Origin of the sequence: Micromonospora sp. NBC_00330 (assembly GCF_036136635.1) — a bacterium.
In the GTDB taxonomy this organism is placed as follows: domain Bacteria; phylum Actinomycetota; class Actinomycetes; order Mycobacteriales; family Micromonosporaceae; genus Micromonospora; species Micromonospora salmantinae.
This window is the reverse complement of the sequence record NZ_CP108012.1, coordinates 544,771-571,656: the sequence shown is the minus strand read 5'-3', so window position 1 is coordinate 571,656 and position 26,886 is coordinate 544,771. Positions and strand designations below refer to the sequence as shown.

Annotated in this window: 21 protein-coding genes and 1 pseudogene; 8 read left to right on the top strand and 14 right to left on the bottom strand. The window is 72.9% G+C overall.

Features of this window, described 5'->3' with window-relative positions; translation table 11 throughout:
* Window positions 1–150: 150 nt before the first annotated feature.
* Entirely contained in the window at window positions 151–1,686 is a 1,536-nt protein-coding gene (locus OG598_RS02675) for a glutamate synthase subunit beta (protein ID WP_328652871.1), read from the bottom strand.
* The gene (gene gltB / locus OG598_RS02670) at window positions 1,679–6,391 is read right to left on the bottom strand and encodes a glutamate synthase large subunit (RefSeq protein WP_328652870.1); all 4,713 of its coding nucleotides are present in this window, start codon (window positions 6,389–6,391) and stop codon (window positions 1,679–1,681) included. The genes OG598_RS02675 and gltB overlap by 8 nt, the downstream gene beginning before the upstream one ends.
* Window positions 6,392–6,535: 144 nt before the next feature.
* On the opposite strand from gltB, the gene OG598_RS02665 reads away from it, so the two are divergent.
* On the top strand, window positions 6,536–7,381 hold the full coding sequence (locus OG598_RS02665; protein ID WP_328652869.1) for a GNAT family N-acetyltransferase: 846 nt from the start codon (window positions 6,536–6,538) through the stop codon (window positions 7,379–7,381).
* Between the two features lie 36 nt (window positions 7,382–7,417).
* Here the strand turns inward: OG598_RS02665 and OG598_RS02660 are convergent, their stop codons facing one another.
* Complete coding sequence (locus OG598_RS02660; protein ID WP_328652868.1) at window positions 7,418–8,605, bottom strand: FAD-dependent oxidoreductase; 1,188 nt, start codon at window positions 8,603–8,605, stop codon at window positions 7,418–7,420.
* 9 nt (window positions 8,606–8,614) lie between these two features.
* Window positions 8,615–9,796 (bottom strand): prolipoprotein diacylglyceryl transferase, encoded by a 1,182-nt coding sequence (lgt, locus tag OG598_RS02655; RefSeq protein WP_328652867.1) that lies wholly within the window; start codon window positions 9,794–9,796, stop codon window positions 8,615–8,617.
* A gap of 102 nt (window positions 9,797–9,898) precedes the next feature.
* On the opposite strand from lgt, the gene OG598_RS02650 reads away from it, so the two are divergent.
* Window positions 9,899–10,429, top strand: coding sequence for an NUDIX hydrolase (locus tag OG598_RS02650; protein WP_328652866.1), 531 nt, complete (start codon window positions 9,899–9,901; stop codon window positions 10,427–10,429).
* 205 nt (window positions 10,430–10,634) lie between these two features.
* Here the strand turns inward: OG598_RS02650 and trpA are convergent, their stop codons facing one another.
* From trpA to trpC, 3 genes are read right to left on the bottom strand one after another with little or no spacing between them, the layout of a single operon-like run.
* Window positions 10,635–11,438, bottom strand: coding sequence for a tryptophan synthase subunit alpha (gene trpA / locus OG598_RS02645; RefSeq protein WP_091407799.1), 804 nt, complete (start codon window positions 11,436–11,438; stop codon window positions 10,635–10,637).
* A gap of 1 nt (window position 11,439) precedes the next feature.
* Entirely contained in the window at window positions 11,440–12,678 is a 1,239-nt protein-coding gene (gene trpB / locus OG598_RS02640; RefSeq protein WP_210786627.1) for a tryptophan synthase subunit beta, read from the bottom strand.
* A gap of 38 nt (window positions 12,679–12,716) precedes the next feature.
* Complete coding sequence (trpC, locus tag OG598_RS02635; protein ID WP_030334428.1) at window positions 12,717–13,520, bottom strand: indole-3-glycerol phosphate synthase TrpC; 804 nt, start codon at window positions 13,518–13,520, stop codon at window positions 12,717–12,719.
* 487 nt (window positions 13,521–14,007) lie between these two features.
* Here trpC and OG598_RS02630 point away from each other — a divergent pair, with 487 nt between their 5' ends.
* Complete coding sequence (locus OG598_RS02630; RefSeq protein ID WP_238667484.1) at window positions 14,008–14,277, top strand: hypothetical protein; 270 nt, start codon at window positions 14,008–14,010, stop codon at window positions 14,275–14,277.
* A 76-nt stretch (window positions 14,278–14,353) separates the two neighbouring features.
* On the opposite strand, the gene OG598_RS02625 is transcribed toward OG598_RS02630, so the two are convergent.
* The 4 genes and pseudogenes from OG598_RS02625 to OG598_RS02610 form a co-directional block, all read right to left on the bottom strand.
* Complete coding sequence (locus OG598_RS02625; RefSeq protein ID WP_328652865.1) at window positions 14,354–14,944, bottom strand: Trp biosynthesis-associated membrane protein; 591 nt, start codon at window positions 14,942–14,944, stop codon at window positions 14,354–14,356.
* A gap of 114 nt (window positions 14,945–15,058) precedes the next feature.
* Window positions 15,059–16,612, bottom strand: coding sequence for an anthranilate synthase component I (locus tag OG598_RS02620; protein WP_328652864.1), 1,554 nt, complete (start codon window positions 16,610–16,612; stop codon window positions 15,059–15,061).
* Between the two features lie 58 nt (window positions 16,613–16,670).
* Window positions 16,671–17,102: a phosphoribosyl-AMP cyclohydrolase gene (gene hisI / locus OG598_RS02615; protein ID WP_328655252.1), complete on the bottom strand. Its 432-nt coding sequence runs from the start codon at window positions 17,100–17,102 to the stop codon at window positions 16,671–16,673.
* A 261-nt stretch (window positions 17,103–17,363) separates the two neighbouring features.
* A pseudogene (locus OG598_RS02610) lies at window positions 17,364–17,648 on the bottom strand (phosphoribosyl-AMP cyclohydrolase); the annotation flags it as partial.
* A 597-nt stretch (window positions 17,649–18,245) separates the two neighbouring features.
* Here OG598_RS02610 and OG598_RS02605 point away from each other — a divergent pair.
* The 3 genes from OG598_RS02605 (at window position 18,246) to OG598_RS02595 (ending at window position 20,446) form a co-directional block, all read left to right on the top strand.
* The gene (locus OG598_RS02605) at window positions 18,246–19,001 is read left to right on the top strand and encodes an ABC transporter ATP-binding protein (protein ID WP_328652863.1); all 756 of its coding nucleotides are present in this window, start codon (window positions 18,246–18,248) and stop codon (window positions 18,999–19,001) included.
* A complete protein-coding gene (locus tag OG598_RS02600; RefSeq protein ID WP_238686021.1) occupies window positions 18,998–19,753 on the top strand; it encodes an ABC transporter permease in 756 nt (251 codons plus the stop codon). The genes OG598_RS02605 and OG598_RS02600 overlap by 4 nt, the downstream gene beginning before the upstream one ends.
* Before the next feature lie 96 nt (window positions 19,754–19,849).
* A complete protein-coding gene (locus tag OG598_RS02595) occupies window positions 19,850–20,446 on the top strand; it encodes a TetR/AcrR family transcriptional regulator (protein ID WP_238686020.1) in 597 nt (198 codons plus the stop codon).
* A 19-nt stretch (window positions 20,447–20,465) separates the two neighbouring features.
* On the opposite strand, the gene OG598_RS02590 is transcribed toward OG598_RS02595, so the two are convergent.
* From OG598_RS02590 to OG598_RS02580, 3 genes are all read right to left on the bottom strand, one after another.
* Entirely contained in the window at window positions 20,466–21,215 is a 750-nt protein-coding gene (locus OG598_RS02590; protein ID WP_328652862.1) for a DUF2470 domain-containing protein, read from the bottom strand.
* An 84-nt stretch (window positions 21,216–21,299) separates the two neighbouring features.
* Complete coding sequence (locus OG598_RS02585) at window positions 21,300–23,090, bottom strand: ABC transporter ATP-binding protein (RefSeq protein WP_328652861.1); 1,791 nt, start codon at window positions 23,088–23,090, stop codon at window positions 21,300–21,302.
* Window positions 23,087–24,970, bottom strand: a complete 1,884-nt coding sequence (locus OG598_RS02580; RefSeq protein ID WP_328652860.1) for an ABC transporter ATP-binding protein — start codon at window positions 24,968–24,970, stop codon at window positions 23,087–23,089. The genes OG598_RS02585 and OG598_RS02580 overlap by 4 nt, the downstream gene beginning before the upstream one ends.
* 172 nt (window positions 24,971–25,142) lie before the next feature.
* On the opposite strand from OG598_RS02580, the gene OG598_RS02575 reads away from it, so the two are divergent.
* Both OG598_RS02575 and OG598_RS02570 read left to right on the top strand, forming a co-directional pair.
* Window positions 25,143–25,772 (top strand): TIGR03085 family metal-binding protein, encoded by a 630-nt coding sequence (locus OG598_RS02575; protein ID WP_328652859.1) that lies wholly within the window; start codon window positions 25,143–25,145, stop codon window positions 25,770–25,772.
* A gap of 127 nt (window positions 25,773–25,899) precedes the next feature.
* Window positions 25,900–26,847: a terpene synthase family protein gene (locus tag OG598_RS02570; protein ID WP_328652858.1), complete on the top strand. Its 948-nt coding sequence runs from the start codon at window positions 25,900–25,902 to the stop codon at window positions 26,845–26,847.
* Window positions 26,848–26,886: the final 39 nt, after the last annotated feature.

Genomic DNA, 26,886 nt, shown 5'->3' with positions numbered 1-26,886 from the left:
ATGATCATTCACACCGATCGCGGCGCGGTTCGGCAGCCGGCAAGTCTTGCCGGGCTAAACCTATTTGCCCACATTTGTGAGCTGCTTCACCAGCGGGAATGTCCGGTCGGTACGGCGGCGGACGTGCCGCACCGACCGGACGCCCGCACCTCAACGAGCGGCGAGAGCCTGCGTGGCCGGGCCCACCGGGGCCGGCAGCGCACCGGCACCGCCCAGATAGCCGTGGATGGCGGCGGCGACCGCCCGCCCCTCGGCGATGGCCCAGACGATCAACGAGGCGCCCCGGTGCATGTCACCGGCCACGAACACCCCGTCGGCGTCGGTCTGCCAGTCGTCGCCGGCGTCGATGGCGCCCCGAGGGTTGCGGGCCACGCCGAACTGCGCCAGCAGCGGCTGCTGCTCGGTGCCCTCGAAACCGATCGCCAGCAGCACCAGATCGGCAGGCAACTCCCGCTCGGAGCCCGGCACCACTGTGACGACCCGCCGGCCGTCGCGCTTCTCCACCGTCACCTCGGCGATCCGCACCGCCCGCACCTGACCGGTGCCGTCGTCAACGAACTCCTGCACCGCCACGGCGAAGACCCGCTCGCCACCCTCCTCGTGCGCCGGGTAGCTGCGCAGCACCCACGGCCAGGTCGGCCACGGGTCCCGTGCCTCGTCGCGCTCCTGCGGCGGCTGCGGGTACAGGTCGAGCTGGTGCACGCCCGCGGCGCCCTGGCGGTGCGCGACACCGAGACAGTCGGCCGCCGTGTCACCGCCACCGATGATCACCACGTGCTTGCCGGCCGCGTCGATCGGCGTGCCGTCCGGCAACACCGCCCGCGCCAGCCGACGCTCGGCGGTGGCCACCACGCCGGCCTGGTCGGTGGCCGCCGTGGCGACCGCGCGATTCGCCGCGACCAGGTGCGCCATCGCCTGGTGTACGCCCCGAAGCGCCCGCCCCGGGGTCTCCGGCGTGTCCCGGCCCTGCAACGCCCCACAGGCCAGCAGCACCGCGTCGTGCTCGGCGCGCAACTGCTCGGCGGTCACGTCCACCCCGACGTTCACGCCGGTGCGGAAGCGCACCCCCTCGGCGGCGAGCTGGGCCAGTCGGGCGTCGATGTGCCGCTTCTCCAACTTGAAGTCGGGGATGCCGTACCGGAGCAGGCCACCGATCGCGTCGTCGCGTTCGTACACCGTCACCGCGTGGCCGGCGCGGGCCAACTGCTGGGCGGCGGCGAGGCCGGCGGGCCCGGAACCGACGACGGCGACCGACCGGCCCGACGGCGCCGGCACCGGACGAGGGGTGAACCCGCGCGCCGCGGCGGCGTCGGCGATCTCCACCTCGACCTGCTTGATGGTCACCGGTTGACCGCCGGAGATGCCGAGCACGCAGGCCGCCTCGCAGGGCGCCGGGCAGAGCCGGCCGGTGAACTCCGGGAAGTTGTTCGTGGCGTGCAGCGACTCCACAGCGGCGTCCCAGTTGCCGGTACGCACCAGGTCGTTCCAGTCCGGGATGCGATTGCCCAGCGGGCAGCCGTCGTGGCAGAACGGGATGCCGCAGTCCATGCAGCGGGTGGCCTGCTCACGGACCAACTCCTCACCGGCCGGCGGGTACACCTCCCGCCAGTCGCTGATCCGCACCGGCACCGGGCGGCGTGCCGGCAACCGCCGGTCGTAGCGCAGGAAACCGTTCGGGTCAGGCACGTGCCACCTCCTGGGCAGCCACCCGCGGGGCGGGCGGCACCGGCATCGCCGGCACAGCGGGCGCGGTCAGCTCTTTCATGACCGCGTCGTCGACGTCGCGGCCGGCTGCTTCGGCGGCCCGCATGATCTCCAGCACCCGGCGGTAGTCGCGGGGTACCACGGCGGTGAACTCGGCCACCGCCTCCGGCCACCGCTTGAGCAGCTCCTCGGCGACCGCCGACCCGGTCTCGGCCACGTGCCGTTGGATCAGCTCGTGCAGCAGCGACTGCTCCTGCTCGCCCAGCGGCAACAGGTCGACCAGCTCCGCGTTGACCCGGGCCCGATCCAGATGGTGCACGAACGCCGTGCCGCCGGACATGCCCGCCGCGAAGTTCCGGCCGGTCGCGCCCAGCACCACCACGGTGCCGCCGGTCATGTACTCGCAGCCATGGTCGCCGACGCCCTCGACCACGGCGATCGCGCCGGAGTTGCGCACCGCGAACCGCTCCCCCACCCGGCCACGCAGGAAGACCTCGCCCGCCGTGGCCCCGTACAGGATGGTGTTCCCGGCGATGATCTGATCCTCGGCCCGCTGCCCCGGCTCGGCGTCCGGGTCGAGGAACGGCGCGGCGGCATCCGGACGGACGATGAGCCGACCCCCGGAGAGGCCCTTGCCCACGTAGTCGTTGGCGTCGCCGTGCAGGCGCAGGGTCACCCCGCGCGGCAGGAACGCGCCGAACGACTGCCCAGCCGTGCCGTGCAGCACGAACTCGATGGTGTCCTCGGGAAGGCCGGCGCCGCCGAAGCGACGGGTCACCTCACCCCCGAGCATCGCGCCGACGCTGCGGTGCTCGTTGCGTACCGCCACCTCGACCCGCACCGGCGCCCCGTCCGTCAGAGCCGGACGGGCCAGCGCGATCAGCTCGTTGTCGAGCGCGTGCTCCAGGCCGTGATCCTGCGCGCGGACCCCGCGTCGGGCCGCACCGGCGGGCAACTCCGGCAGGTGCAGGACGGGCGCCAGGTCCAACCCGTGCGCCTTCCAGTGCGTCAGCGCCGGGGCCACGTCGAGCACCTCGGACTGCCCGATGGCCTCCTCGATCGACCGGAAACCCAGCTCGGCCAGGTACCCCCGGACCTCCTCGGCGAGGAAGAGGAAGAAGTTCTCCACGAACTCCGGCTTGCCGGTGAAGCGCTCCCGCAGCACCGGATTCTGGGTGGCGATGCCGACCGGGCAGGTGTCCAGGTGGCAGACCCGCATCATCACGCAACCCTCGACGATCAGCGGCGCGGTCGCGAAGCCGAACTCCTCCGCGCCGAGCAGCGCCGCGATCAGCACGTCCCGGCCGGTCTTGAGCTGGCCGTCGACCTGCACCGTGACCCGGTCGCGCAGCTTGTTGAGCAACAACGTCTGCTGCGCCTCGGCCAACCCCAGCTCCCACGGGGTGCCGGCGTGCTTGAGCGAGTTCATCGGGGAGGCGCCCGTGCCGCCGTCGTGGCCGGAGATCAGGATGACGTCCGCCTTGAGCTTCGCCACCCCAGCGGCGACGGTGCCGACCCCGACCTCGCTGACCAGCTTGACGTGCACCCGGGCCGCCGGGTTGACGCACTTCAGATCGTGCACCAACTGGGCGAGGTCCTCGATGGAGTAGATGTCGTGGTGCGGCGGCGGGGAGATCAGACCCACGCCGGGGGTGGCGTGCCGGGTCCGGGCGATCCACGGCCACACCTTGTTGCCGGGCAGCTGACCGCCCTCGCCCGGCTTGGCGCCCTGGGCCATCTTGATCTGGAGGTCGTCGGCGTTGACCAGGTATTCGCTGGTCACACCGAAACGGCCGCTGGCGATCTGCTTGACCGCCGAACGCCGGGCCGGGTCGTGCAGCCGCTCGACGTCCTCGCCGCCCTCACCGGTGTTGGACTTGCCGCCGAGCCGGTTCATGGCGATGGCGAGCGTCTCGTGCGCCTCCGCCGAGATCGACCCGTACGACATGGCGCCGGTGGCGAACCGCTTGACGATCTCGGTGGCCGGCTCGACCTCCTCGATCGGTACCGCCGGACGGACGTCGGTGCGCAGGATGAACAACCCGCGCAGCGAGCCGGCCTGCGCGGCGAGCGCGTCGACCTTGGCGGTGTACTGCCGGAAGACGTCGTACTGCCGGCTGCGGGTGGCGTGTTGCAGCAGGAAGACCGTCTCCGGGTTGAACAGGTGCAGCTCACCCTCGCGGCGCCACTGGTACTCGCCACCGACCTCCAACCGGTCGGAGGTGGCGGTGCCGGGCGGCGGCCAGGCCAGCGCGTGCCGGGCGGCCACCTCGGTGTGCACGCCCGCGAGACCCACCCCGCCGATGCGGCTCGGGGTGCCCCGGAAGTAGCGCTCGACCAGCCGGGTGTCCAGGCCGACCGCCTCGAAGACCTGCGCACCGCAGTACGAGGAGACCGTCGAGATGCCCATCTTGGACATGATCTTCAGGACGCCCTTGCCGAGCGCCTTCGCGTAGTTGCGCACCGCGGCGGCGGGCTCCACCCCGGCCAACGTGCCGGTGGCGATCATGTCCTCGACCGACTCGAACGCCAGGTACGGGTTGACCGCCGCCGCGCCGTAGCCGATCAGCACCGCCGCGTGGTGCACCTCCCGGCAGTCCCCGGACTCGACGATCAGCGCCGCCCGCGTACGGGTCTGCTCGCGGACCAGGTGCTGGTGCACGGCGGCGGTGAGCAGCAGCGACGGGATGGGCGCCAGGTCGGCGTTGGAGTCCCGGTCGGAGAGCACCAGGATGCGCACGCCGTCCTCGATCGCCTCGGAGACGTGCCGGCAGATCTCGGTCAGCCGCGCCTTGATCCCGGCGGCGCCCTCCCGGATCCGGTACAGCCCGGAGACCCGGACCGCCTTGAAGCCGGGCAGGTCGCCGTCCTCGTCGATGGAGAGGATCTTCGCCAGCTCGTCGTTGTCGATGATCGGGTGCGGGAGCACGATCTGTCGGCAGCTCGCGGCGCCCGGGTCGAGCAGGTTGCCCTCCGGCCCGATCGTCGACGCCAGGCTGGTCACCAACTCCTCGCGGATGGCGTCCAGCGGCGGGTTGGTGACCTGGGCGAAGAGTTGGTGGAAGTAGTCGTAGAGCAGCCGCGGCCGAGTGGACAGCGGCGCGATCGGGGTGTCGGTACCCATCGAACCGAGCGGCTCGGCACCGGTGCGGGCCATCGGCCCGAGCAGGATCTTCAGCTCTTCCACGGTGTAGCCGAAGGTCTGCTGCCGGCGGCGCACCGAGTCGTGCGTGTAGACGGTGTGCTCGCGGGCCGGCAGGTCGTTCAGCTCGATCAGCCCGGCGTGCAGCCACTCGCCGTACGGCTGGGCGGCGGCCAACTCGGACTTGATCTCCTCGTCGTGCACGATCCGCCCGGCCACGGTGTCGACCAGGAACATCCGGCCCGGCTGGAGTCGCCCCTTGGCGACCACGTGGGCCGGGTCGAGGTCGAGGACGCCCGCCTCGGAGCCGAGCACCACGAGCCCGTCGTCGGTCTGCCACCAGCGCCCCGGACGCAGCCCGTTGCGGTCCAGCACTGCGCCGACGATCTCGCCGTCGGTGAAGGCCACCGACGCCGGGCCGTCCCACGGCTCCATCAGGCTGGCGTGGAAGCGGTAGAAGGCACGCTTGGCCGGGTCCATCCCCGGGTCGTTCTCCCAGGCCTCGGGGATCATCATGAGCACCGCGTGCGGCAGGCTCCGCCCGGCCAGGTGCAGCAGCTCCAGGACCTCGTCGAAGTTCGCCGAGTCGGAGGCGGCGGGGGTGCAGACCGGGAAGACCCGCCGGATGTTGCCCGGCACGTTCGGCGAGCGCAGGAGCGCCTCGCGGGCCTGCATCCAGTTGCGGTTGCCCCGGATCGTGTTGATCTCGCCGTTGTGGGCGATGAACCGGTACGGGTGCGCCAACGGCCAGGACGGGAAGGTGTTCGTGGAGAAGCGGGAGTGCACCAGCGCGATGGCGCTGTCCACCCGCTCGTCGCGCAGGTCCGGGTAGAACGCCGGCAACTGGTCGGGCGTGAGCATGCCCTTGTAGACCATGGTGCGGCTGGACAGCGACGGGAAGTACGCCGGAACGCCGCGCTCGGCGGTCTCCCGTTCGGCCTGCTTGCGCAGGCAGAACGCCACCCGGTCCAGCTCGAGGCCGCGCAGCGGTGAGCCGGCCGGCCCGTCGGGCGTGTCGGTGAGGCGGTGCGCGGCCAGGAAGAGCTGCCGGACCCGGGGCATCGCCGCCAGGGCGGTCTCTCCCAGGTCACTCGGGTCGATCGGCACGTCCCGCCAGCCGAGCAGGTCGGCGCCCTCGACCAACGCGTACTTCTCGACCACCCGGCGGGCGCGCGCCTCGGCGGCATCGTCGTCGGGAAGGAAGACCAGCCCCGTGGCGTACTCGCCCGCCGGGGGAAGCGCGACGTCGGCCACCGCGCGCAGGAACGCGTCGGGCACCTGGATCATGATGCCGGCGCCGTCGCCGGTGTTCGGCTCCGCGCCACGGGCGCCCCGGTGGTCCAGCCGACAGAGCGCGCCGAGCCCGTTGGCGACGACCGAGTGTGAACGCCGGCCGCGCAGGTCCGCCACGAAGGCCACGCCGCAGGCATCGTGCTCCTGCGCTGGGTCGTAGAGGCCCTGGGCGGACGGACGGGGGTGGGGCGTCGGGGACGCCTGCGGGCTGTGCGGGTGCGGCTGTTCTGTGTCCGCGTACGGCTGAGCCACCGGGCCTCCTGTCGTCACTCAGGTTGGATCATGGTGGGGACGACGTCGGCCCGTGGGTCTATTGAGTCTACGTTAGGGCCGGGGTCGCACGGCCACCCGAGATTGATCACACCGTCCACTGGCTGGGACGTGTAGTCTCGCGCGGTGGATCCGCGACACAAGAACGTCTTCGACCGGTTGGAACGCTTCTACGACGCGGTGCCCCGCGACGTCGCCGGTGCGGAGGATCATGGCGGCCTGGTGCTGTTCGTCCGCGAAGGCGCCGGCTGGCCGTTCTACGCCCGCCCCCGGATCGACGCCACCGAACCACCGTCGCTGGCCGACGTGACCTCGGTTCGCGAGCGCCAGCGCAAGCTTGGCCTGCCAGAAGCCTTCGAGTGGGTGCACGAGACGGCCCCGGAGCTGCTGGCGGTGGCCCGCTCGGCGGGGCTCAGCGTGCTGGAGGCACCGCTGATGGTGCTCGACCCGAGCGCGCTGCCCGACCCGGCGACGCTCTCCGACGCGGCGGTGCGGGTGCTGGCGGCGGACTCCCCCGGCTTCGCCGCCGACGTCGCCGCCCGGCGTGCGGTCGCAGCGGTGGCGTTCGCCGCCGCCGGCACCGCCCCCGGCGAGGCGGGCCCGGCCGAACGCGACGCCGCCGTCACCGAACTCGAACTGGCCGCGCTCGACGAGGAACGCGTCCGGATCGCCGACGGGCGACGGATCTCCGCGCTGGCCGGCACGCCGACCGAGGGCGCGCTGGCCAGCGGCATGGCGATGCGGGTGGACGACGTCGCGGAGATCGCCGGAGTGGCCACCCTGCCGTCCGCCCGACGACGCGGGCTGGGCGCCGCGCTCACCGCCACCCTGGCCCGGGAACTGCTGGCAGCCGGCACCGAGCTGGTCTTCCTCTCCGCGGGCAGCGAGGAGATCGCGCGGGTCTACCTGCGGGTCGGCTTCCGCCGAATCGGCACCGCGTGCATCGCCGAACCCGCCGCCCTCATCCCCTGACCCGCCCCACTGCGCTGACCTGCCTCGCGGCCGAGGTCAGGTCGGTGGACGCCACTGGGCGGCGGAGGCGGCGGCGCTGGAGAGCAGCCGGGAGTTGATCGTGCCGAGCACGGCGTCCCGGGCGCGCAGCGCCAACCGGCCCCGGGTCTGGAGCACCGCCGACATCCGTCGGGTCTGCCGGACCACTGTCGCGGCCCGGGGGCGACGCACCCGGTCGTACGCCTGGACGGCGTCGGGCAGCCGGGCCTCCCGCAGCAGCGACGCGAGCGTGGCGGCGTCCTCGAACGCGAGGCAGGCGCCCTGCCCGAGGTGCGGCGGCATGGCGTGCGCCGCGTCGCCGAGCAGCACCACCCCACCGGGCCCGACCGGGAAGCCGTACGCCCGGGGCAACGGGCGCAGCTCGCGAACCTCCTGTTGGACCAGGTCGGCCGGGTCGGTGGCGTCGAGCAGCGCGCCGACCGGCGCGGGCCACCCCGCGTACCAGCGGCGCAGCAGGGCGAGCTGGGTCTCCGGTGGTTCCGGGCGGGGTGCGCCGGCGGCGGTGGCCACCCAGTAGATGCCACCCCGGGTGGACCCGCCCGAGGAACCGCGCTCGCCCAGCGACGCGGCCACGAACCGGTAACCCGCGCCGAGGATCTCACCGGCCAACGGCTGATCGTCGGGAAGCCGAGGTGCCTGGTACCAGGGGATGACCGCCCGCCAGGCCGCGCACCCGGAGCTGACCACCCGGGACTCGGGCGCGAGTTGGCGGCGGATGCCGCTGTCCGTGCCGTCGGCGGCCACCACCAGATCCGCCTCGATGGTGTGCCGCCCGTCGCTGACTCCCGGTCGCTCGCCCGGTTCGACGCGGACGTGGCGCACTGTCACCCCGGTCCGCAACTCGACCCGCTCACCGAGGCCGGCGATCAGCGCGTCGTGCAGATCCTCCCGGTGCACCACCACCGGCATCCGGTCGGCCGGAATGGGCCGGGGCTGCACGAGCCAGTGCCCGTCCGGGCGACGGACCCCGCCGTCGGGCAACGGGGTGGCGATGGCGGCCAGGCCGGCACCGAGGCCGAGGGCCTGGAGGGCGCGGACGCCGTTGGGCCACAGCACCACCGCGGTCGGCTCGGGGCGGACCCGTTCGGCGCGTTCCAACACTGTGACCTGCCAGCCGGAACGGGCCAGCGCGCCGGCCACCGCGAGGCCACCGACCCCTGCGCCGACCACCACCGCGCTTCGCATCGGTGCCGCTCAGCTGTCCCGGTCGGCGGGACGCGCGCCCGTGGCGTCGGCCCGGTCGGCGCGAGCGGCGGACGGATCGTCTACCAGCTCGTCGTCGCTCGGCGTGAGGTCGGCGGCTGCCGTGTCCTCGGACGGCTGGCCGTCATCCGGCCCGGAGTCGTCGTCGTTCGCCGGCGGTACGACGCCGGTGTCCTGCCAGGCGGCGTACTGCTCCTCGCTCACCACCCGGTAGCCCTCCGGCGCGGCGGCCCGCGTGGGGGTCTCCCGCTCGGAGAGGTCGACCTGCGACAGGTCGGACGTGGGGGGCGGGGTCGTCGTCGCTGCCGGGCCGATCGGGATCAGGTAGTCCCGAGGGCCACGCACCCGTACGAAGTAGATGAGGGCGCCGAGGAAGACCAGGGCGGCGGTCCAGACGTTGAGCCGGACGCCGAGGATCTGGTTGGCCTCGTCGGTGCGCATCAACTCGATCCAGAACCGGCCGACGGTGTAACCCATCACGTAGAGCGCGAACGCACGGCCCCGGCCCAGCTTCAGCCGGCGGTCGAGGACGAGGACCAGAGCCACGACGCCGAGGTTCCACAGCGCCTCGTAGAGGAAGGTCGGCTGGTAGAAACCCGGTTCGAGGATCGGCTGCCCGGCGTCGTCGCGCAGCGCGTGCCCGGGGTTGTCCGGGTCCATCCGGTGGATCTCCAGACCCCACGGCAGCGTCGTCCGGCCACCGAAGAGCTCGTTGTTGAACCAGTTGCCGATCCGGCCGACGGCCTGGGCCAGCGGCAGCCCGGGGGCCAGCGCGTCAGCCACCACGCCGAACGGAATGCCGAGTTGTCGGGCCGCGATCCAGGCGCCGAGCGCGCCACCGGCGACCGCGCCCCAGATGCCGAGACCGCCCTCCCAGATGGCGAACGCCTTCATCGGGTCGCCACCGGCCCCGAAGTACTTCTCGGGGGAGGTGACCACGTGGTAGATCCGGGCGCCGATGATGCCGGCGGGCACCGCCCAGACGGCGATGTCGAGCACCGCGCCGGGCGCGACGCCGCGCTGCCGCAGCCGGCGCTCCGTCACCCAGCAGGCCAGCACGATGCCGGCGATGATGCAGAGCGCGTAGGCCCGGATCGGCACCGGCCCGAGCTGCCAGACCGCGGTGCTGGGGCTGGGCAGGGCCGCCTGGGGGGAGAGCGAGGCGAGGGTCACGGGTGCACACGCTACCGCTGCACACCCCCGCAGCGGCACCCCGGGCCGCTGGAGGGCGCATCCCGGTGACTTCTGGTTTGCGCCGCCGTAGGCTCTTTGTCCATGAGCGCGCTCACCTGGGCGGTCGCCGCGGTCGTCACCGACGACACCGGTCGGGTGCTGCTCTGCCAACAGGGTCGGGGCGCCCGCCGTTACGCGTTGCCCGGCGGGCGGCTGCGCCCGGCCGAGGGCCCGGTGCGGGCGGCGTTACGGGACATTCGCACGGAGACCGGCTGGGACATCGAGCTCATCGACCTGGTCGGCATCTACCACGTGAGCGGCCCTTCGAGGGAGGCCGCGGCCGGACGCGCCGGCCCGCTGCCGGACGTCCTCGTACACGTGTTCCGGGCCCGCGCGGCCGGGGTCCGGCCCGCCACCGACCCACCACCGGGCTGCCGACTGTCCTGGCACTCCCCCGAGGCGCTGCCCGAGGTGGTCACCCCGCTCACCCGAGCTGCCGTCGCCGACGCGACCGCCGGCTGCTCCGGCGTGCTCCGCGACGTCGGCTGGGTGCCCGGCGCCGTCGCCTCCGCGCCGCTGCCGGCGGCCCGCCCGGCCGAGGACGGCCAGTCGGCACGGTCCCTGCACCCCTGACGAGCCACAACCGTCCCGAGGTTCGCCGCGCGGTTGGACACAGCCTCGCCTGCCAGGCCACATTCCGATTGAGCGTGATGCCTGTGAGTCATCAATATGACCCACAGGCATCACGCTCAACAGACAAGACATGCCCCCGCGCTGCGCGGTCCGGCCGGACTCAGCGAGGGCCGGCGCAGCGAGGGCCGGCTCAGCGAGGGCCGGCTCAGCGGGTGGGGTTACGGACGCCCTCGGCGAGTTCGGCGCTGAGCGTGCGCAGGGCGGCCAGCCCGTCGGCCTCGGTGGGCGCGTCGAGCACACACCGGACCAGCGCGCTGCCCACGATCACCCCGTCGGCGTAACCGGCGACGGTGCCGGCCTGCGCGCCGGTACCCACACCCAGCCCCACACCAATCGGCAGGTCGGTGACCGCGCGAGCCCGGGAGACCAGCGTCGGGGCGGCGTCGGAGGTGCGCGCCCGCGCGCCGGTCACCCCCATCACGGCGGTCGCGTAGACGAAGCCACGGCAGTGCTGCACGGTCATCGCCAGCCGAGCGTCGGTGGACGACGGCGAGACCAGGAACGTGCGGTCCAACCCGTGCGCGTCCGATGCGGCCAGCCACTCGTCGGCCTCGTCAGGGATGAGGTCCGGGGTGATCAGGCCGGTGCCGCCGGCGGAGGCGAGGTCCCGGGCGAAGACGTCCACCCCGTACCGCTCGACCGGGTTCCAGTAGGTCATGGTGACCACGGGAGCGCCGGTGGCCGCCACCGCCTCGATGATGCGCATCGTGTCCGCGGTGCGTACGCCCCCGGCCAGCGCGATGTCACTGGCCCGCTGGATCACCGGCCCGTCCATCACCGGGTCGGAGTAGGGGATCTCCACCTCGATCACGTCGACGCCGGCCTCGACCATGGCGGTCATCGCGGCGATGCTGCCCTCGACGGTGGGGAAACCGGCCGGCATGCAGCCGACCAGCAGTGCCCGTCCGTCGGCGCGGGCCTTGTCGAAGGCCACCCCGATCCGGCTCATCTCACCGCTCCTTGTCGAGGATGCCGAAGTAGTCGCCGGCGGTGTGCACGTCCTTGTCGCCCCGCCCGGACAGGTTGACCACGATGGTGGGCTCCCGGCCCAGCTCCGCGGCGAGCTTCGGAGCCAGCGCGACGGTGCCGGCGAGCGCATGTGCGCTCTCGATCGCCGGGATGATGCCCTCGGTACGGCAGAGCAGCTCGAACGCGGCCATCGCCTCGTCGTCGGTGACCGGCAGGTAGTTCGCCCGGCCGGTGTCGTGCAGCCACGCGTGTTCGGGCCCGACGCCCGGATAGTCCAGGCCGGCGGAGATCGAGTGCGACTCCAGGGTCTGCCCGTCAGCGTCCTGGAGGACGAAGGTGCGGGTGCCGTGCAGCACCCCGGCCGATCCGCCGGTGATGCTCGCCGCATGCCGGCCGGTGGCCACCCCGTCGCCACCGGCTTCGAAGCCGTACAGCCGCACTGCCTCGTCGCCCACGAACGCGTGGAAGATGCCCAGCGCGTTGGAGCCGCCGCCGACGCAGGCGGTGACGGCGTCCGGCAACCCACCGGTGAGGTCCAGGCACTGCTGACGGGCCTCGTCACCGATGCCCCTGACGAAGTCGCGCACCATCGCCGGGAACGGGTGCGGGCCTGCGGCGGTGCCGATCAGGTAGTGCGTCTCGTCGACGTTGGCCACCCAGTCGCGCATCGCCTCGTTCATCGCGTCCTTGAGGGTGCGCGAGCCGTTGGTGACCGGGACGACGGTTGCTCCGAGCATCCGCATCCGGGCCACGTTGAGCGCCTGCCGCTCGGTGTCGACCTGGCCCATGTAGACCACGCACTCCAGGTCGAACAGGGCTGCGGCGGTCGCGGTGGCGACACCGTGCTGGCCGGCGCCGGTCTCCGCGATCACCCGGGTCTTGCCCATCCGCTTGGTGAGCAGCGCCTGGCCGAGCACGTTGCGCACCTTGTGCGCGCCCGTGTGGTTGAGGTCCTCGCGCTTGAGCAGCACCCGCGCGCCGACCTTCGCGGAGAACCGCCGGGCCTCGTAGAGCAGCGACGGCGTGCCCGCGTAGTCGCGCAACAACGCGCCGAACTCCGCCCGGAAGGACTCGTCCGCCACCGCCGTACGCCACGCTCCGTCGAGCTCGTCCAGCGCGGCCACCAGGGCCTCGGGAACGAACCGACCGCCGAAGCGGCCGAAGTGGCCGGCGGAGTCGGGCTGCGGGCCGGCCACCGGGGCCAGCGCGTCGGCGCTCATCGGGAATCCTCTCGGTGGGACGTCAGACCGGCGCGGCGTCAGCGCACCGGCCGGGGCGTTGCCGGGTGGTTGCCGGCGTTGACCAACTCGGCGACCGCCTCGCGGGGGCTCTTCTGGGTGACCAGGCCCTCGCCCACGAGGACCGCGTCGGCGCCCGCGGAGGCGTACCGGATCAGGTCGTGCGGGCCACGAACGCCGGATTCGGCGATCTTGACGACGCTGCTGGGAAGGCCCGGCGCGATCCGCTCGAACACCGACCGGTCGACCTCCAGGGTACGCAGGTCACGGGCGTTGACCCCGATCACCTGCGCGCCGGCCTCCAACGCGCGGTCGGCCTCTTCCTCGTCGTGAACCTCGACCAGGGCGGTCATGCCCAGCGACTCGATCCGCTCCAGCAGGCCCATCAGGACGTTCTGCTCGAGGGCGGCGACGATCAGCAGAACAAGGTCGGCGCCGTGCGCGCGGGCCTCGTGGATCTGATAGCTGGAGACCACGAAGTCCTTACGCAGCACCGGCACGGTGACCGCCGCACGGACGGCCGCCAGGTCGTCCAGCGAACCGCCGAACCAGCGCCCCTCGGTCAGCACGCTGATCGCACGCGCCCCACCCGCCGCGTAGTCGACAGCGAGGTCGGCTGGATCGGCGATCTCGGCCAGCCGCCCCTTGGACGGCGACGAACGCTTCACCTCGGCGATCACGGCCACGCCGGGCTTGCGCAGCGCCGCGTACGCGTCCATGGGCGGCGGCGCCGCCGCTGCCAGTTCACGGATCCGCTCCAGCGGAACCTGCTCCTGGCGTCGGGCGACGTCTTCACGCACGCCGGCCAGAATCTCGTCGAGCACGCTTACGGACGCTGCCTGGCCGGCCTCGTCCCCCTCCGCGTGCGCATGCTCAGCAGTCACGAACGGACTCCCCTCTCCGGGCGTCATGGGCCGATGCTAGGGGCAGCCGACCGACGCCGAATGCCGGGGGTATGGCGCTGCTCACGAAAAGGGCTGCGGCATAATGGCCGACTTGCCGTGAAGGGGTTGTCACGCAGCGCCACCTCCGGTATCGACCACCGTCACGCGGTATGGAGCCTGGCGGCCGCAGTCAGACCGGGCCGATCCATCGATCATGCCACCAGTTTCCTCCCGCCGCCTGACCGCAGCGATGCCAATCGATGCTGTGAGCAAGCTCAAGGCCGAACGGACGGTGCCTGGTCACGCCCGAGGCGAGACAGTTGACCGGGCGGTCACCGCGGCGAAACGTCGACGGGCGAGCATCGTCCTCGGGCAGACTCGATGACGCGCCTGCCCCGACCGCAGCAACTCCTCGTGCGAGGTGACCATGAGCATTTCCGAGCCGAACCCGACCATCGGACTGACCACCATCTCGCGGACTGTGGCATCGCTCGCCGTCGGAGTGGTGCACACCGTGGAACGGGCCGTGGTGGGCGAGGGACGGATGCGGACGGCACGGGGCAACGCCTGGGAGGCGGTCTGCGCCGACCGGGCCCGCGCCGACCAACGGGCCGAGCTGAACCGCCTGGTCGCCGAGCTGACCGCCGCCCGCGCCGCCAGTAGCCGCGCCCAGTGGGAGCGTCAGCCGGTCGGCTGAGCCGCCCGCCAGCCCCCCGCGTCAACCGGCCACCGCGTCAACCGGCCATCGCGGCCACGCGTCAGCCCGGATCGCGTCAGTCGGCCGTCGGGTCCTCACCCCGGTCCAGCGCGTCCCACGCCTCGGTGGTCCGCCGCCCCGCCAACGGCGTCGGCGGCACGGCCGGGTCACTCTGCGCCGGCGCGGCCAGCGGCGCGGTCCGCGCCGGACGTTCGTACCGGGCGCCCATCGCCGGCCAGTCACCGCCACGCATCGCCGTCCACCAGCCGCCCCCGGCGGCCAGCAGGCCGCCGAGCAGGCAGAGCGCCGGCCACTGCCGGCTCACCGCGCCGTCCACGTCGGCTACCAGCCCGTACCCGCCGCCGGCCGCCACGGCCAGACCGAGCACACCGAGCAGCGCCCCGAGCACCCGACGCAGGCGGCCCCGGGTGGCCAGCACCGCGCCACCCCCGGCCAAGGTCACCAGGGCCAACGCCGGCAGCCAGGGCAGCAGGCTCGCACCGCTGCGGGTGTCACGCACCGGCGGCAGCGGCGCCGGCCGCACCGTCAGCTCGACCGACCAGCTACGCGTCGCGGCCCACAGCGCCAGGCCCGCGCCGGCCAGGCAGAGCAGCACGGCGTACGTCAGCGCGCGCCGACCCACGACGGACCGCTCCCCGCCACTCACGAGCTCATCCCATCGTTCGCGACTGCGGGGCTCCGCTTCGCTGCACTCCTCGCGCTCACCGAACTGGCCCTTCGTTCGCGACTGCGGGGCTCCGCTTCGCTGCACTCCTCGCGCTCACCGTGCCGGCCGGAGGGTTTCGGCGGCAGCGATCGCGGCCAGCACGGCCGCGGCCTTGTTCCGCGTCTCCTGGTCCTCGGCGGCCGGGTCCGAGTCGGCGACCACCCCCGCCCCGGCCTGGACGTAGGCGCGGCCGTCGCGGATGAGCGCGGTCCGGATGGCGATCGCCATGTCCAGGTCGCCGCCGAAGCCGAAGTAGCCGACGGTGCCGCCGTAGAGGCCACGACGGACCGGCTCCAACTCCTCGATGATCTCCATGGCGCGCACCTTGGGTGCCCCGGAGAGCGTGCCGGCCGGGAAGGTCGCGGCCAGCGCGTCGAAGGCGCTCTGGTCGTCACGCAGCGTGCCGGTGACTGTGGAAACGATGTGCATGACGTGGCTGTACCGCTCGATGGTGGCGAACTCGGGCACCTCCACGCTGCCGGGCTGACAGACCCGACCCAGATCGTTGCGGCCGAGGTCGACCAGCATCACGTGCTCGGCTCGTTCCTTGGGGTCGGCGAGCAGCTCGGCGGCGAGCGCGGCGTCGGCGGCGGGGGTGGCGCCCCGCGGCCGGGTGCCGGCGATCGGGTGCAGCAACGCCCGGCGCCGCCCGTCCGCGGCCCCGGTGACCTTCAGGTGCGCCTCCGGGGACGAGCCGACGATGTCGAACCCGTCGAAGCGCAGCAGGTACATGTACGGGCTGGGGTTGCTGGTGCGCAGCACCCGGTAGACGTCCAGCGGGTCGGCGTGGGTCGTCCGTTCGAAGCGCTGGGAGAGCACGATCTGGAAGCACTCACCGGCCCTGATCGCCTCCTTGGCCGCCTCCACCGCCTTCGGGTAGCCGCCGTCGGGCGTACGGCAGAGCACCTCGCCGGGCGGCGGACGCTCGACCGTGGAGATCATCGGCGGGATGGGCCGGGACAGCGCCGTGGTCATCGCGTCCAACCGGCCCACCGCGTGGTGGTAGGCGGCGGCGACCTGCGGGGCGCGGTCCGGGGCGTCCAACGGCGGCAGCACCGCGTTGGCGACCAGGATCGCGGAGCCGTCGTAGTGGTCGAGCACCACCAGGTCGGTGGCGAGCATCATGCCCAGCTCCGGGACACCCAGGTCGTCCTCGGTCAGCTCGGGCAAGCGCTCGAAGCGCCGGATCAGGTCGTAGCCGAGGTAGCCGACCATGCCCCCGGTCAACGGCGGCAGACCGTCGGACGGGTCCCCGACCGGGCCGGCCAGCGCCGCCACCGTCTCCCGCAGCATCCGCACCGGGTCACCCTCGGTGCTCAGCCCGGCCGGCGGCTGGCCGAGCCAGGTCGCCACGCCGTCGCGCTCGATCAGGGTCGCGCTGCTGCGTACCCCGATGAACGAGTACCGCGACCAGGCCATGCCGGCCGAACCGACGCCCTGCTCGGCCGATTCCAACAGGAACGTGCCCGGTCCACCGGCCAGCTTCCGGTAGACCCCGACCGGGGTCTCCGCGTCGGCCAGCAGCCGCCGGGTGACCGGCACCACCCGCCAGTCGGCGGCCAGCGCGGTGAAGGTGGCCAGGTCGGGGCTGAGGGTGCCGTCGGTCATCAGCCGACCCGCCTTTCGGTAGCGACTGCGATGTTTCGCCGCGCTGCACTCCGCGTGCTCACGGCGCCTCCGCCCCGGTGACGGGCAGCTCGGTGAAGAAGCAGGTCCGGTGCCCGGTGTGGCAGGCCGCGCCGACCTGGTCCACGCTGACCAGCAGCGCGTCCCCGTCGCAGTCCAGGGCGACCGACCGCACGTACTGGTGGTGCCCGGAGGTGGCGCCCTTGACCCAGTATTCGCGGCGGCTGCGCGACCAGTAGGTGGCCCGGCCGGTGGTGAGGGTGCGGTGCAACGCCTCGTCGTCCATCCAGGCGACCATCAGCACCTCACCGGAGTCGTGCGCACGCACCACGGCGGCGACCAGACCGTCGGCGGTGCGGCGCAGTTGGGCCGCGATGGCCGGGTCGAGCCGGGACGGGCGCGCCGGCGCGGGCGCGGCCAGCTCGTTCGGATCGCTGGGGACGCCGGTCACCGGCGCGTCAGGTACGGGCACAGTCACCAATTCTCCCGCACGCGGCGCGGGCACCGCCGACCGCTCCCGCCAGGGCTGCGGCGGAGGCCCGGAGAGCCAGGGCTGCGACGAGGGCCCGGACTGCGACAAGGGCCCGGACTGCGACAAGGGCCCGGACTGCGACGAGGGCCCGGCCGGCCGGGCCAACTGGGCGACGTAGCGGTCCAGCCGGCCGTCGACCAGGGCGGCGGCCAGGTCCGCACCGGCCGTGTCGGCGATCTCCTCGGCGTACGGCCGGATCAACGGCAGCGTGCCGGCGACCAGCCGTACGGCGGCGGCCCAGAGCTGCCCGGTGGCACCCGGGCGCAGCCCGAGGCAGAGCAGCATGTCAGTCCGGTAGCCGGGTGGTGCCACAGGTAGTTCCAGGGCCGCCGCGAAGGCCGCCCGGCGGGAGTGGACCCGCACGGACGGGTTGGCCGGTCGCAGCACCGAGGGGCAGAGCCGCGCCAGGTCGGCGACGGCGAGCCGCACCCCGAGGCGGTCGCTGGCCGCGCGGGCGGCGGCAGCCTTACCCAGCGTGGCGATCATCTCTTCCAGTCGGGGTGGCTCGGCGGGCTGGCAGAGCACCGGCAGGTCGATCCGGGGCCGCCAGTGCGGGTCGGCCCAGAGCAGCCGCGCCGGCGCGGTGACCGGCAGCCCGAACGCCCAGTCGGCCGGTTCGCCCAGTCGGTGCACCCAGGACCGGATGTCCCGGGCGGCCACCGAGACGTGAGTGACCTGGCCTGCGGACTCGTCCAGGTAGGCCCGACGGGCCGCGTACGGGGCGCCGCCGACCAACACGTCGAGGTCCACGTCGCTGTGCGCGGTGGCGGCGCGGCGGGCGTGGCTGCCGCGCAACAGGATGCCGACCACCGGCCGCTCGGCGGCCTGCCGCAACCGCGCGGCCCAATCCTCAAGAAAACCGCTATCCGGTAACGGAGCGTGACCCACCGCGCCATCGTGCCGTACGTCCGATCGGCGCGCAATGCCCGTTGGCGGACTTCGTGTCCGGTCCGGAGCCTACTGCCCGTTCTCGCGCTCCGCGCGACGGTCGGCCAGCCGGACACGGGCGCGGGCGTTGCGCCCGGCGCGGTATTTCATCTAGCGTTGAGTTCAACAGGTGATGAGTTTCTGTGGAGGTGTGTGATGGACGATGCGATAGCCGTCCGAGACCTGGTCGTGGACCGGGGTGGGCGGCGGGTGCTGGACGGCATCAGCTGCCGGGTCCCGCGCGGCGCGGTCACCGGGCTTCTCGGCCCCAGCGGCAGTGGCAAGACCACGTTCATGCGCGCGGTGGTCGGGGTGCAGGTGGTCAGCGGCGGGACGGTCACCGTGCTCGGTCAACCGGCGGGCACCCCCGCGCTGCGGCACCGGGTGGGCTACCTGACCCAGGCGCCGAGCGTCTACGCCGACCTGACCGTTCGGGAGAACGCCCGCTACTTCGCGGCCCTGTACGGGCGTGGCCGCGCCGAGGCCGACCGGGCGATCAGCGATGTCGGGCTGGCCGAGGCCGCCGGTCAACTGGTCGGCACCCTCTCCGGCGGTCAACGCAGCCGAGCCTCGCTGGCGTGTGCCCTGGTCGGGGAGCCGGAGCTGGTCATCCTCGACGAGCCGACAGTCGGCCAGGACCCGGTGCTGCGGGCCGACCTGTGGGCCCGGTTCCACGCGATGGCCGCCGCCGGCACCACACTGCTGGTGTCCAGCCACGTGATGGACGAGGCGGCGCGCTGCGACCAACTGCTGCTGATTCGCCAGGGGCGGTTGATCGCCGACGACAGCCCCGCCGCGATCCGCGCCGCCGCCGGGGTGGACGACCTCGACGAGGCGTTCCTGCGGCTCATCCGGGCCGGCGAGGCCGCCTCCACCAGCACCGACGCGACAGCCGCACGGGAGACAGCATGAACGCGCGAATTCTCGCCGCCACCACCGGGCGCATCCTGCGTCAGCTCCGGCACGACCGGCGGACCATCGCGCTGCTCGTGGTGGTGCCGGCCGTCCTGCTCACCCTTGTCTACTTCATGTACGCCGACCAACCGACCCCGCCCGGCCAGCCGACCACCTTCGACCGGATCGCGCTGGTGATGCTCGGCATCTTCCCCTTCGTGATCATGTTTCTGGTGACCAGCATCGCCATGCTGCGGGAACGCACCTCGGGCACGCTGGAGCGGCTGCTCACCACCCCGCTGGGCAAGCTCGATCTGCTCTTCGGGTACGGCATCGCGTTCGGGCTGGCCGCCGCCGTGCAGGCAGCCGTCGCCGCCGCCGTGGCGTACTGGATCTTCGATCTGGAGACCGCCGGCAGCATCGGGTTGGTGCTCGGGATCGCCGTGCTCGACGCCGTGCTCGGCGTCGCCCTCGGGCTGCTGTGCAGTGCCTTCGCGCGCACCGAGTTCCAGGCAGTACAGTTCCTGCCAGTCGTGGTGGTCCCCCAACTGCTGCTCTGCGGGCTGTTCGTGGCTCGCGACCAGATGGCCGGCTGGCTCCAGGCGCTCAGTGACGCCTTCCCCCTGTCGTACGCCATCGAGGCGTTGCAGGAGGTCGGCGCCCACGCCGAACCGACCGGCCGGATGTGGCGCGACGTCGCTGTGGTGTTCGGCGCTGTGGTGCTGGCGCTGGTGCTCGCGGCGGCCACCCTGCGCCGGCGCAGCGGCTGACCGCCGACGCCGGGGGCGGCGGCCAGCGCGGCAGCCGACCCCGGCGTGCGCCGGGCCGGCCCACGACGGGTCGAGGCGGACGAACGAAGGGCGGCGATGACGCGGCGGACCGGCCGGCGACCCGGCAACCCGGGCACCCGGGAAGCGATTCTCGACGCGGCGCGGACGGCGTTCGCCGAACGTGGATACGACGCCGCCTCGATCCGGGGCATCGCCGGCACGGCGCAGGTCGACCCGGCGCTCGTGCACCACTACTTCGGCAGCAAGGACCAGCTCTTCCTTGCCGCGATGAACTTTCCGGTCGACCCCGGTCAACTGGTGCCGAAGGTGCTCGCCGGCGACCGGGACGGCGTCGGCGAGCGGATGGTGCGCATCTTCCTCGGCGTCTGGGACTCCCCGACCGGCAGCGCCGCACAGGCACTGCTGCGCTCCGCGGTGAGCAACGAGTGGACCGCTCGACTGCTGCGGGAGTTCGTCACCACCCAGGTGCTGCGCCGGGTGCTGGAAAACCTCGACGTCGACCCGGTCGAGCTACCGCTGCGAGGCTCCCTGGTGGCCACCCAGATGATCGGCCTGGCCATGATGCGGCACGTGGTGCGCCTTGAGCCGGTCGCCTCGGCGGACCCGGAAACCCTGGTGGCCGCGATCGGCCCCACGATCCAGCGTTACCTGACCGGCCCACTGCCAAGCTGACCCGACAGCGCCCGACCGGTCAGCGCGGGGGGCGGGCGTCGGCTGTCAGTCGCAGCGGCGGCAGCAGCTGGGGCAGCTCGGCCGGGTCGGCCACCGGGCCCGGGAAGGCGAGCCGGACCCGACGCCTCGCACCAGGTTGGCCGAGGGCCACCACCAGCCCGTAGCGGTCGATGCGCACCACCCGGGGCGGCCCGCCGGGGGTCTGCTCGGTCAACCCGAGCTGCCGGCGCAGGTACTCCGTCACCTGGGCGCCGTGGCACTCGGCGAGGTCGGCGAGCAGTCGGGCCTCGACCGGGTGCACCGGGTCCGGCTCGGCCTCGACGTACTCCACCGGGTCGATCCGGTGCACGACGCCGGCCAACTCCCAGCGGACCTCGACCACCTCGAAGCGGAACAGCCGGAACCGGGTGCCCAGGTCGAGCAGGTCGCCGGTCGGCTCCACAGCGGCGAACTCGACCGCCGCGTGGCGGGCCTCGTCGCCGCGCAGCTCGGCCGCCCAGCCGGACACCCAGGCGCGACCCAGGCCGGGCGCGCCGGCGGCGGGCGGCAGGTCGAGCACGTCGAGCACCACAGCGACGTCGCTGCCCCCGGCGGCCGGTTGCAGGGCGGCGGCCAGGTGGCTGGCCACCGGCACCAGCAGCAGCACCCGCCCGTCCGAGTCGGTGACGTGCCGGGCGTGGTGCGGGCCCGGCCGGTGGGCCAGGTGCACCAGGCCGGGCAGGCGGCCGGCGACGAGGGTACGGACGATCTCGGCGGAGTTGGGCCGCATGGGCGCGACCTCCTTCAGAGGTTAGGCTTACCTAACCCGGAGCCTAGAGCACCCGCCCGTCGGCGTCCACCACACCGCCGCACCTCACCGGGTCTGCTCCAGCCACGAGGCGTAGAGCAGGCCGTACACCGAGTCGGCGTCGCGGACCAGCTCGTCGTGCGGGCCGCGCTGCACCACCCGACCCCGGTCCACCACGATCACCTCGTCGGCGGCCTGTGCCGTGGAGAGCCGGTGCGCGATGGCGAGGGTGGTCCGACCCCGGGTGACAGCGTCCAGCGTGCGTTGCAACCGCACCTCCGTCGCCGGGTCCACAGCGCTGGTCGCCTCGTCGAGCACCAGCAGGTCCGGGTCGGCCACGTACGCGCGGGCCAACGCGACGAGCTGCCGCTCTCCGACGCTGAGCGCCTCGCCGCGCTCCCCGACCGGAGTGTCCAGGCCCGCCGGCAGACCCTCCAGCCAGTCCGACAGGCCCAGCTCGGTGAAGGCGGCGCTCAACTGCTCGTCGGTCAACTCCGGCCGAGCGAACCGGACGTTGTCCCCCACCGTCGCGTCGAAGAGGAACCCGTCCTGCGGCACCATCACCACGCGGGAACGCAGCGAGTCGAACCGGACGTCGGTCAGCGGCACCCCGGACAGCAGCACCGCCCCCGCCGACGGGTCCATCAGTCGGGTCAGCAACTTGGCGAACGTGGTCTTGCCGCTGCCGGTCTCACCGACCACCGCCACCCGGCTCTTCGCCGGGATCTCCAGGTCGATGTCGTGCAGCACCGGCGGACCACCCGGATAGGCGAACCGCACACCGGAGAACCGGATGTCCAGCGGCCCGCCCGGCAACTCCCGCCCCTGCTCCCCCGGGTCGGCCACGTCCGGGGCGACGTCCAGCACGTCCAGCACCCGACGCCAGCCGGCGATCGCGTTCTGCGCCTCGTTGAGCACCTCGGTGGCGATCTGCACCGGCTGGATGAAGAGCGTCACCAGGAAGAGGAACGCGGTCAGCTGGCCGATCGACAGCGTGCCGTCCACCCCCAACAGCACGCCGAGCACCACCACGCCGGCCAGCGCCAGCCCCGCCGCCAACTCACCGACCGAGCTGCCGACGATGCTGATCCGGATCGCCCGCTGCTGCGCCAGCCGCTGCCTGTCGATCGCCTCGTCCAGCCGCCGCTCGGTGCGCCCGGCGATCCCGTACGCCCGGATCACCGGCGCGCCCACCACGCTCTCGCCGATCGCGCCGAGCAACGTCCCGGTGCGTTGGCGCACCGTCGCGTACGCGCTGCCGAGGCGACGTTGCAACTGCCTGATGACGAACACCGCCGGCAGGAACGCGGCCAGCACCACAAGTGTCAACTGCCAGGAGTACGCCAGCATGACGGCGGTGGTGACCACCAGCTGACCGAGGTTGACCAGCAGGATCACCCCGCCCCACTGGAGGAACTGGGTGATCTGGTCTACGTCGCTGGTGACCCGCGAGACGAGCGAACCGCGCCGCTCCGACTGCTGGTGCAACATCGAGAGGTCGTGCACGTGGCGGAACGCGCGCGTCCGGACGTTGGCCAGCGCCGTCTCGCTGACAGTGAACAGCCGACGCATCATCAGGTAGCCGCAGATCGTGGTGATCGTCAGGATCGCCGTGGTGATCGCCACCACCGTCCAGACCACGTTCAGATTCAGACCACCGACGAGACCCCGGTCGATGCCCTGCTGCACGGCGACCGGCACGGCGACCCGACCGACCATGTAGACCAACGCCAGGGCCAACGTGCCGGCCAGACCGATCCGTAGCTCCGGCGAGAGCGCCAGGCCCCGACGCAGGGTCTGCCAGGTCGTCTCCTGCCGGGCCTCCTGCTCGTCAGTCCCGGTAGTCGTCGTACTCACCGATCCACCTCGATCTCCAGGCCCGACGGCAGCGGCGCCACGTCGTCGCCGTAGGAACTTTCCTGTGCCCGCTCCACCTCGGCCTGCTCGTAGGCGGTGACCAGATCGACGTAGCCGGGCACGGTGGCCAACAACTCGCTGTGGGTGCCCCGGGCGACCACCCGTCCCTGCTCCACGTAGATGACCTCGTCGGCGAGCGCGATGGTGGCCCGGCGGTACGCCACCACCAGGATCGACGCGGCCGGAACTCCCGCCTGCGTGGTCGACGACCGCAGCCCCGCCAGGATGGCCGCCTCCACTCGAGGATCGACAGCGCTCGTCGCGTCGTCGAGCACCAGCAGGCGCGGTCGACCGGCCAGCGCGCGGGCCAGGGTGAGCCGCTGCCGTTGACCACCGGAGAGCGAGGTGCCCCGCTCGCCGACCATGGTGTCCAGACCATCGGGCAGCGCGGCGACGAAACCGTCCGCCTCGGCGAGCCGCAGCGCCGCCCAGACCACCTCGTCGTCGACACCGGGCCGGTCGAGGGCGATGTTGGCGCGGACCGTGTCGTCGAAGATGAAGGGCACCTGGGCGACCAGGGCCACGGTGCCGGCCAACGACGCGGAGGTCAGCTCGCGCACGTCCACGCCGTCCACGCTCACAGTGCCGGAGTCCGGGTCGACGAGACGCACCGCCAGCGAGGCGATGGTGGACTTGCCGGCGCCGGTCGGCCCCACCAGGGCCACCGTCCGACCGGCGGGCACCGTGAAGCCGACCTCGCCGAGGACCTGCGCGCCGGGCGGGTGGGCTTCGGCCGGCGGGTAGGAGTAGTGCACGTCGTCGAAGGTGAGGGTGGCCGGGCCGGCACCGGCCGGGTCGAGCACCCGCTGCCCGTACGGCATCTCGCCGGTGGCGTCGAGCACCCGGCGCACCCGGTCCCAGCCGGCGACGCTGCGCGGCAGCTCGGCCAGCACCCAGCCGATGGCCCGCACCGGGAAGGCCAGCACTGTGAAGAGGAAGGCCACACTGACCAGCTCGGTCACGCTGATCGCGCCCTGGCGCAGTCTGAACGCCCCGACCACCAGCACGGCCAGGGTGCCGAGGCTGGGCAGCGTCTCCAGCAGCGGGTCGAATATGCCGCGCAGCCGGCCGACAGCGATCAGCGAGTCGCGCAGCTCACCGGCGCGGCCCGCGAACCGGGCGGTCTCCTGGGCCTCGCGGCCCATCGTCTTGACCACCAGGGCGCCGTCGAAGCTCTCGTGGGCGATGCCGCTGACCTCGGCGCGCAGGCGTTGCGCCCGGGCCTGCCGGGGTGCCATCCGGCGGGAGTAGACGACGTTGAGCGCGAACAGCGCGGGGAAGACCGCGAGCCCGACCAGGGCGAGCGCCCAGTCGGTGGCGAAGAGCGACACGATCGCGCCGACCAGCATCACCAACGTGCCGACGGCGAACGGCAGCGGCGCGATCGGGTACCAGGCCGCCTCCACGTCGGAGTTGGCGTTGGACAGCAGGGTGCCGGTGGAGTTGCGGTGGTGCCAGGACAGCGGCAGCTCCAGGTACCGACGGGTCACCCTGCGGCGGTAGGAGGCCTGGAGGCGGTACTGCATGTAGCCGGCGCCGAGCCGGCGGCCGAAGATGCCCGCCACCCGCAGCACGCTGATCCCGAACAACGCGGCCGCGGCCAGCGCCAGGGTGCCGGCGCCCACCTCGCCGCGTTCGATGGCCGGAAGCGCCACCTCACCGATGACCGACCCGACCACCCGGGCACTGACAATGATCATCCCGCCGAAGAGCACGCTGCCGACGACCGCCACCGAGAAGATCCGTGGCTGCTCACGGATCGCCTGCCGCAGGACGCCCAGCCCTCGACTGAGAACGTCCCGACTTGTCTTGCTCGCCACGCTCTCCCCCGCCGTAAGCCGCAATTATCTCCCTCATCCTTACCGGTCGGGGCCAGTGCCGCCGACCCTGACTGGATATGTCGACCATCACGTACCGGACGGCGGCGTGCCGCAGGCGCCGACCGACGTCCGCCGTCGCGCGCCGGCGGGCCGCCGGGCCTACGATCGGGCCATGCCCCGGTACGCCCGAGCCGAGCGCGAGGCGCTGGCCGATCTTCTCCTGGCCCTCGGGCCGGACGCCCCGACCATCAACGAGGGCTGGGCGACCCGTGACCTCGCCGCGCATCTGGTGCTGCGGGAGCGCCGTCCGGACGCGGCGGGTGGGATCGTGCTGCCGCCGCTGCGCGGCTACGCCGAACGGGTCCGTCGGCGACTCGCCGCAGGGCCCTACCCCGAGCTGGTGGCACAGGTGCGCCGACCGCCGGTGTGGAGCCCGGTCAGCAACCCGCTGACCGACGAGTTGGCCAACACGATGGAGTTCTTCATCCATCACGAGGACGTCCGGCGGGCCGGCTCCGGGTGGCAGCCGCGCGATCTGCCCACCGGCCTGCAGAGTGCGCTCTGGAAACGCGCGGCCCCGATGGCCCGGCTGGCGCTGCGGCGCTTTCCGGCGGACCTCTACGTGCAGGCGCCCGGCCACGGCGAGGTCTCCCTCGGTCGCGGTGGTGAGCCACTGCGCCTGGTCGGGGCCCCGGCCGAGCTGGTGCTGTTCTTCTCCGGCCGGCAACGGGTGGCCCGGGTCCAACTGAACGGCTCGGCGGAGGCGGCTCGGCGGCTACGCGCCGCCAACCTGGGCATGTGACCGAATGTACGTAAACGGTCACCAAACGACTGTGGAATTTCCCACACCCAGCGAAACACGCTGATACCTCCTCCCGTACGCTTCACCGCGCCGCTCCGCGCCGAGCGGCACGGAGTGGGGGCACACTGTGCGGGACTTCGCGATTTCGGCGCTGCGGGAACCCCCGTTTCCCACCGGGCGCCACGGGGCCACGAACCAGGTGGCGGGTGAGAGCATCGAGTGGGCGCGCACGTTCGGGCTGGTCGATTCCAGCCAACGCGTGCATCGCCTGGAGCGGGCCGACGCCGCCGGACTGGCCGGCCGCGCCTGCCTGGACGGCTCGGTCGAGGGCCTGCGGCTGCTCACCGACCTGATCAGCTGGCTCTTCGTGATGGACGACGCCTGCGACGAGGACGGCCTCGGCGCCGACCCGGTCCGACTGGGCCCGGCGATCAGCACCCTGCTCGACGTGCTGGACCGGTGCGGCGACCCGTACGTCGTACCGCCCGCCGTCGGGCCGCTGGGTGACGCGCTGCACGATCTCTGCCGCCGGACCCGCCTGCACGATCACGCCGGACTGCTGCTGCGGTTCGTCAGCCAGATGCGCGAGTACCTGTTGGCGCTGCTCTGGGAGGCGGGTAACCGGGAACGTCGGCGCGTGCCCGAGGTGGCCGAGTACGTGCAGCTACGCCGGCACATCGGCGGCGTGCACCCCTGCCTCACCCTGACCGACCTGGCGTCGACGCGGCCCTCCGGGCCAACCCAGCGCGCCAACCCGGGGCTGGTCGCCCTGGACCTGCTGGCGGTGGACCTGGTCTGCTGGTGCAACGACCTCTTCTCCTACGGCAAGGAGAGCCAGGCCGACCCGGACGCGCACAACCTCGTCACGGTGCTCGCCCAGGACGGCGACGCGGACGAGGTGACAGCGCTGCGGAGTGCGGCCCACCGGTTCAACCAGGGGTTGGCGACGTACCTGGACGCGGAGGAGGCGCTGCGCGCCGTCGGCGACGACGGGATCCGCGACGCCCTGGTCACCCGTCGCAACTGGGTCCGGGCCACCTACGACTGGTCAGTGGGGGCTGCCCGGTACGCCTGATCGGCCGTACCGGTTGGTGGGATGGGCCGGCCGGACGAT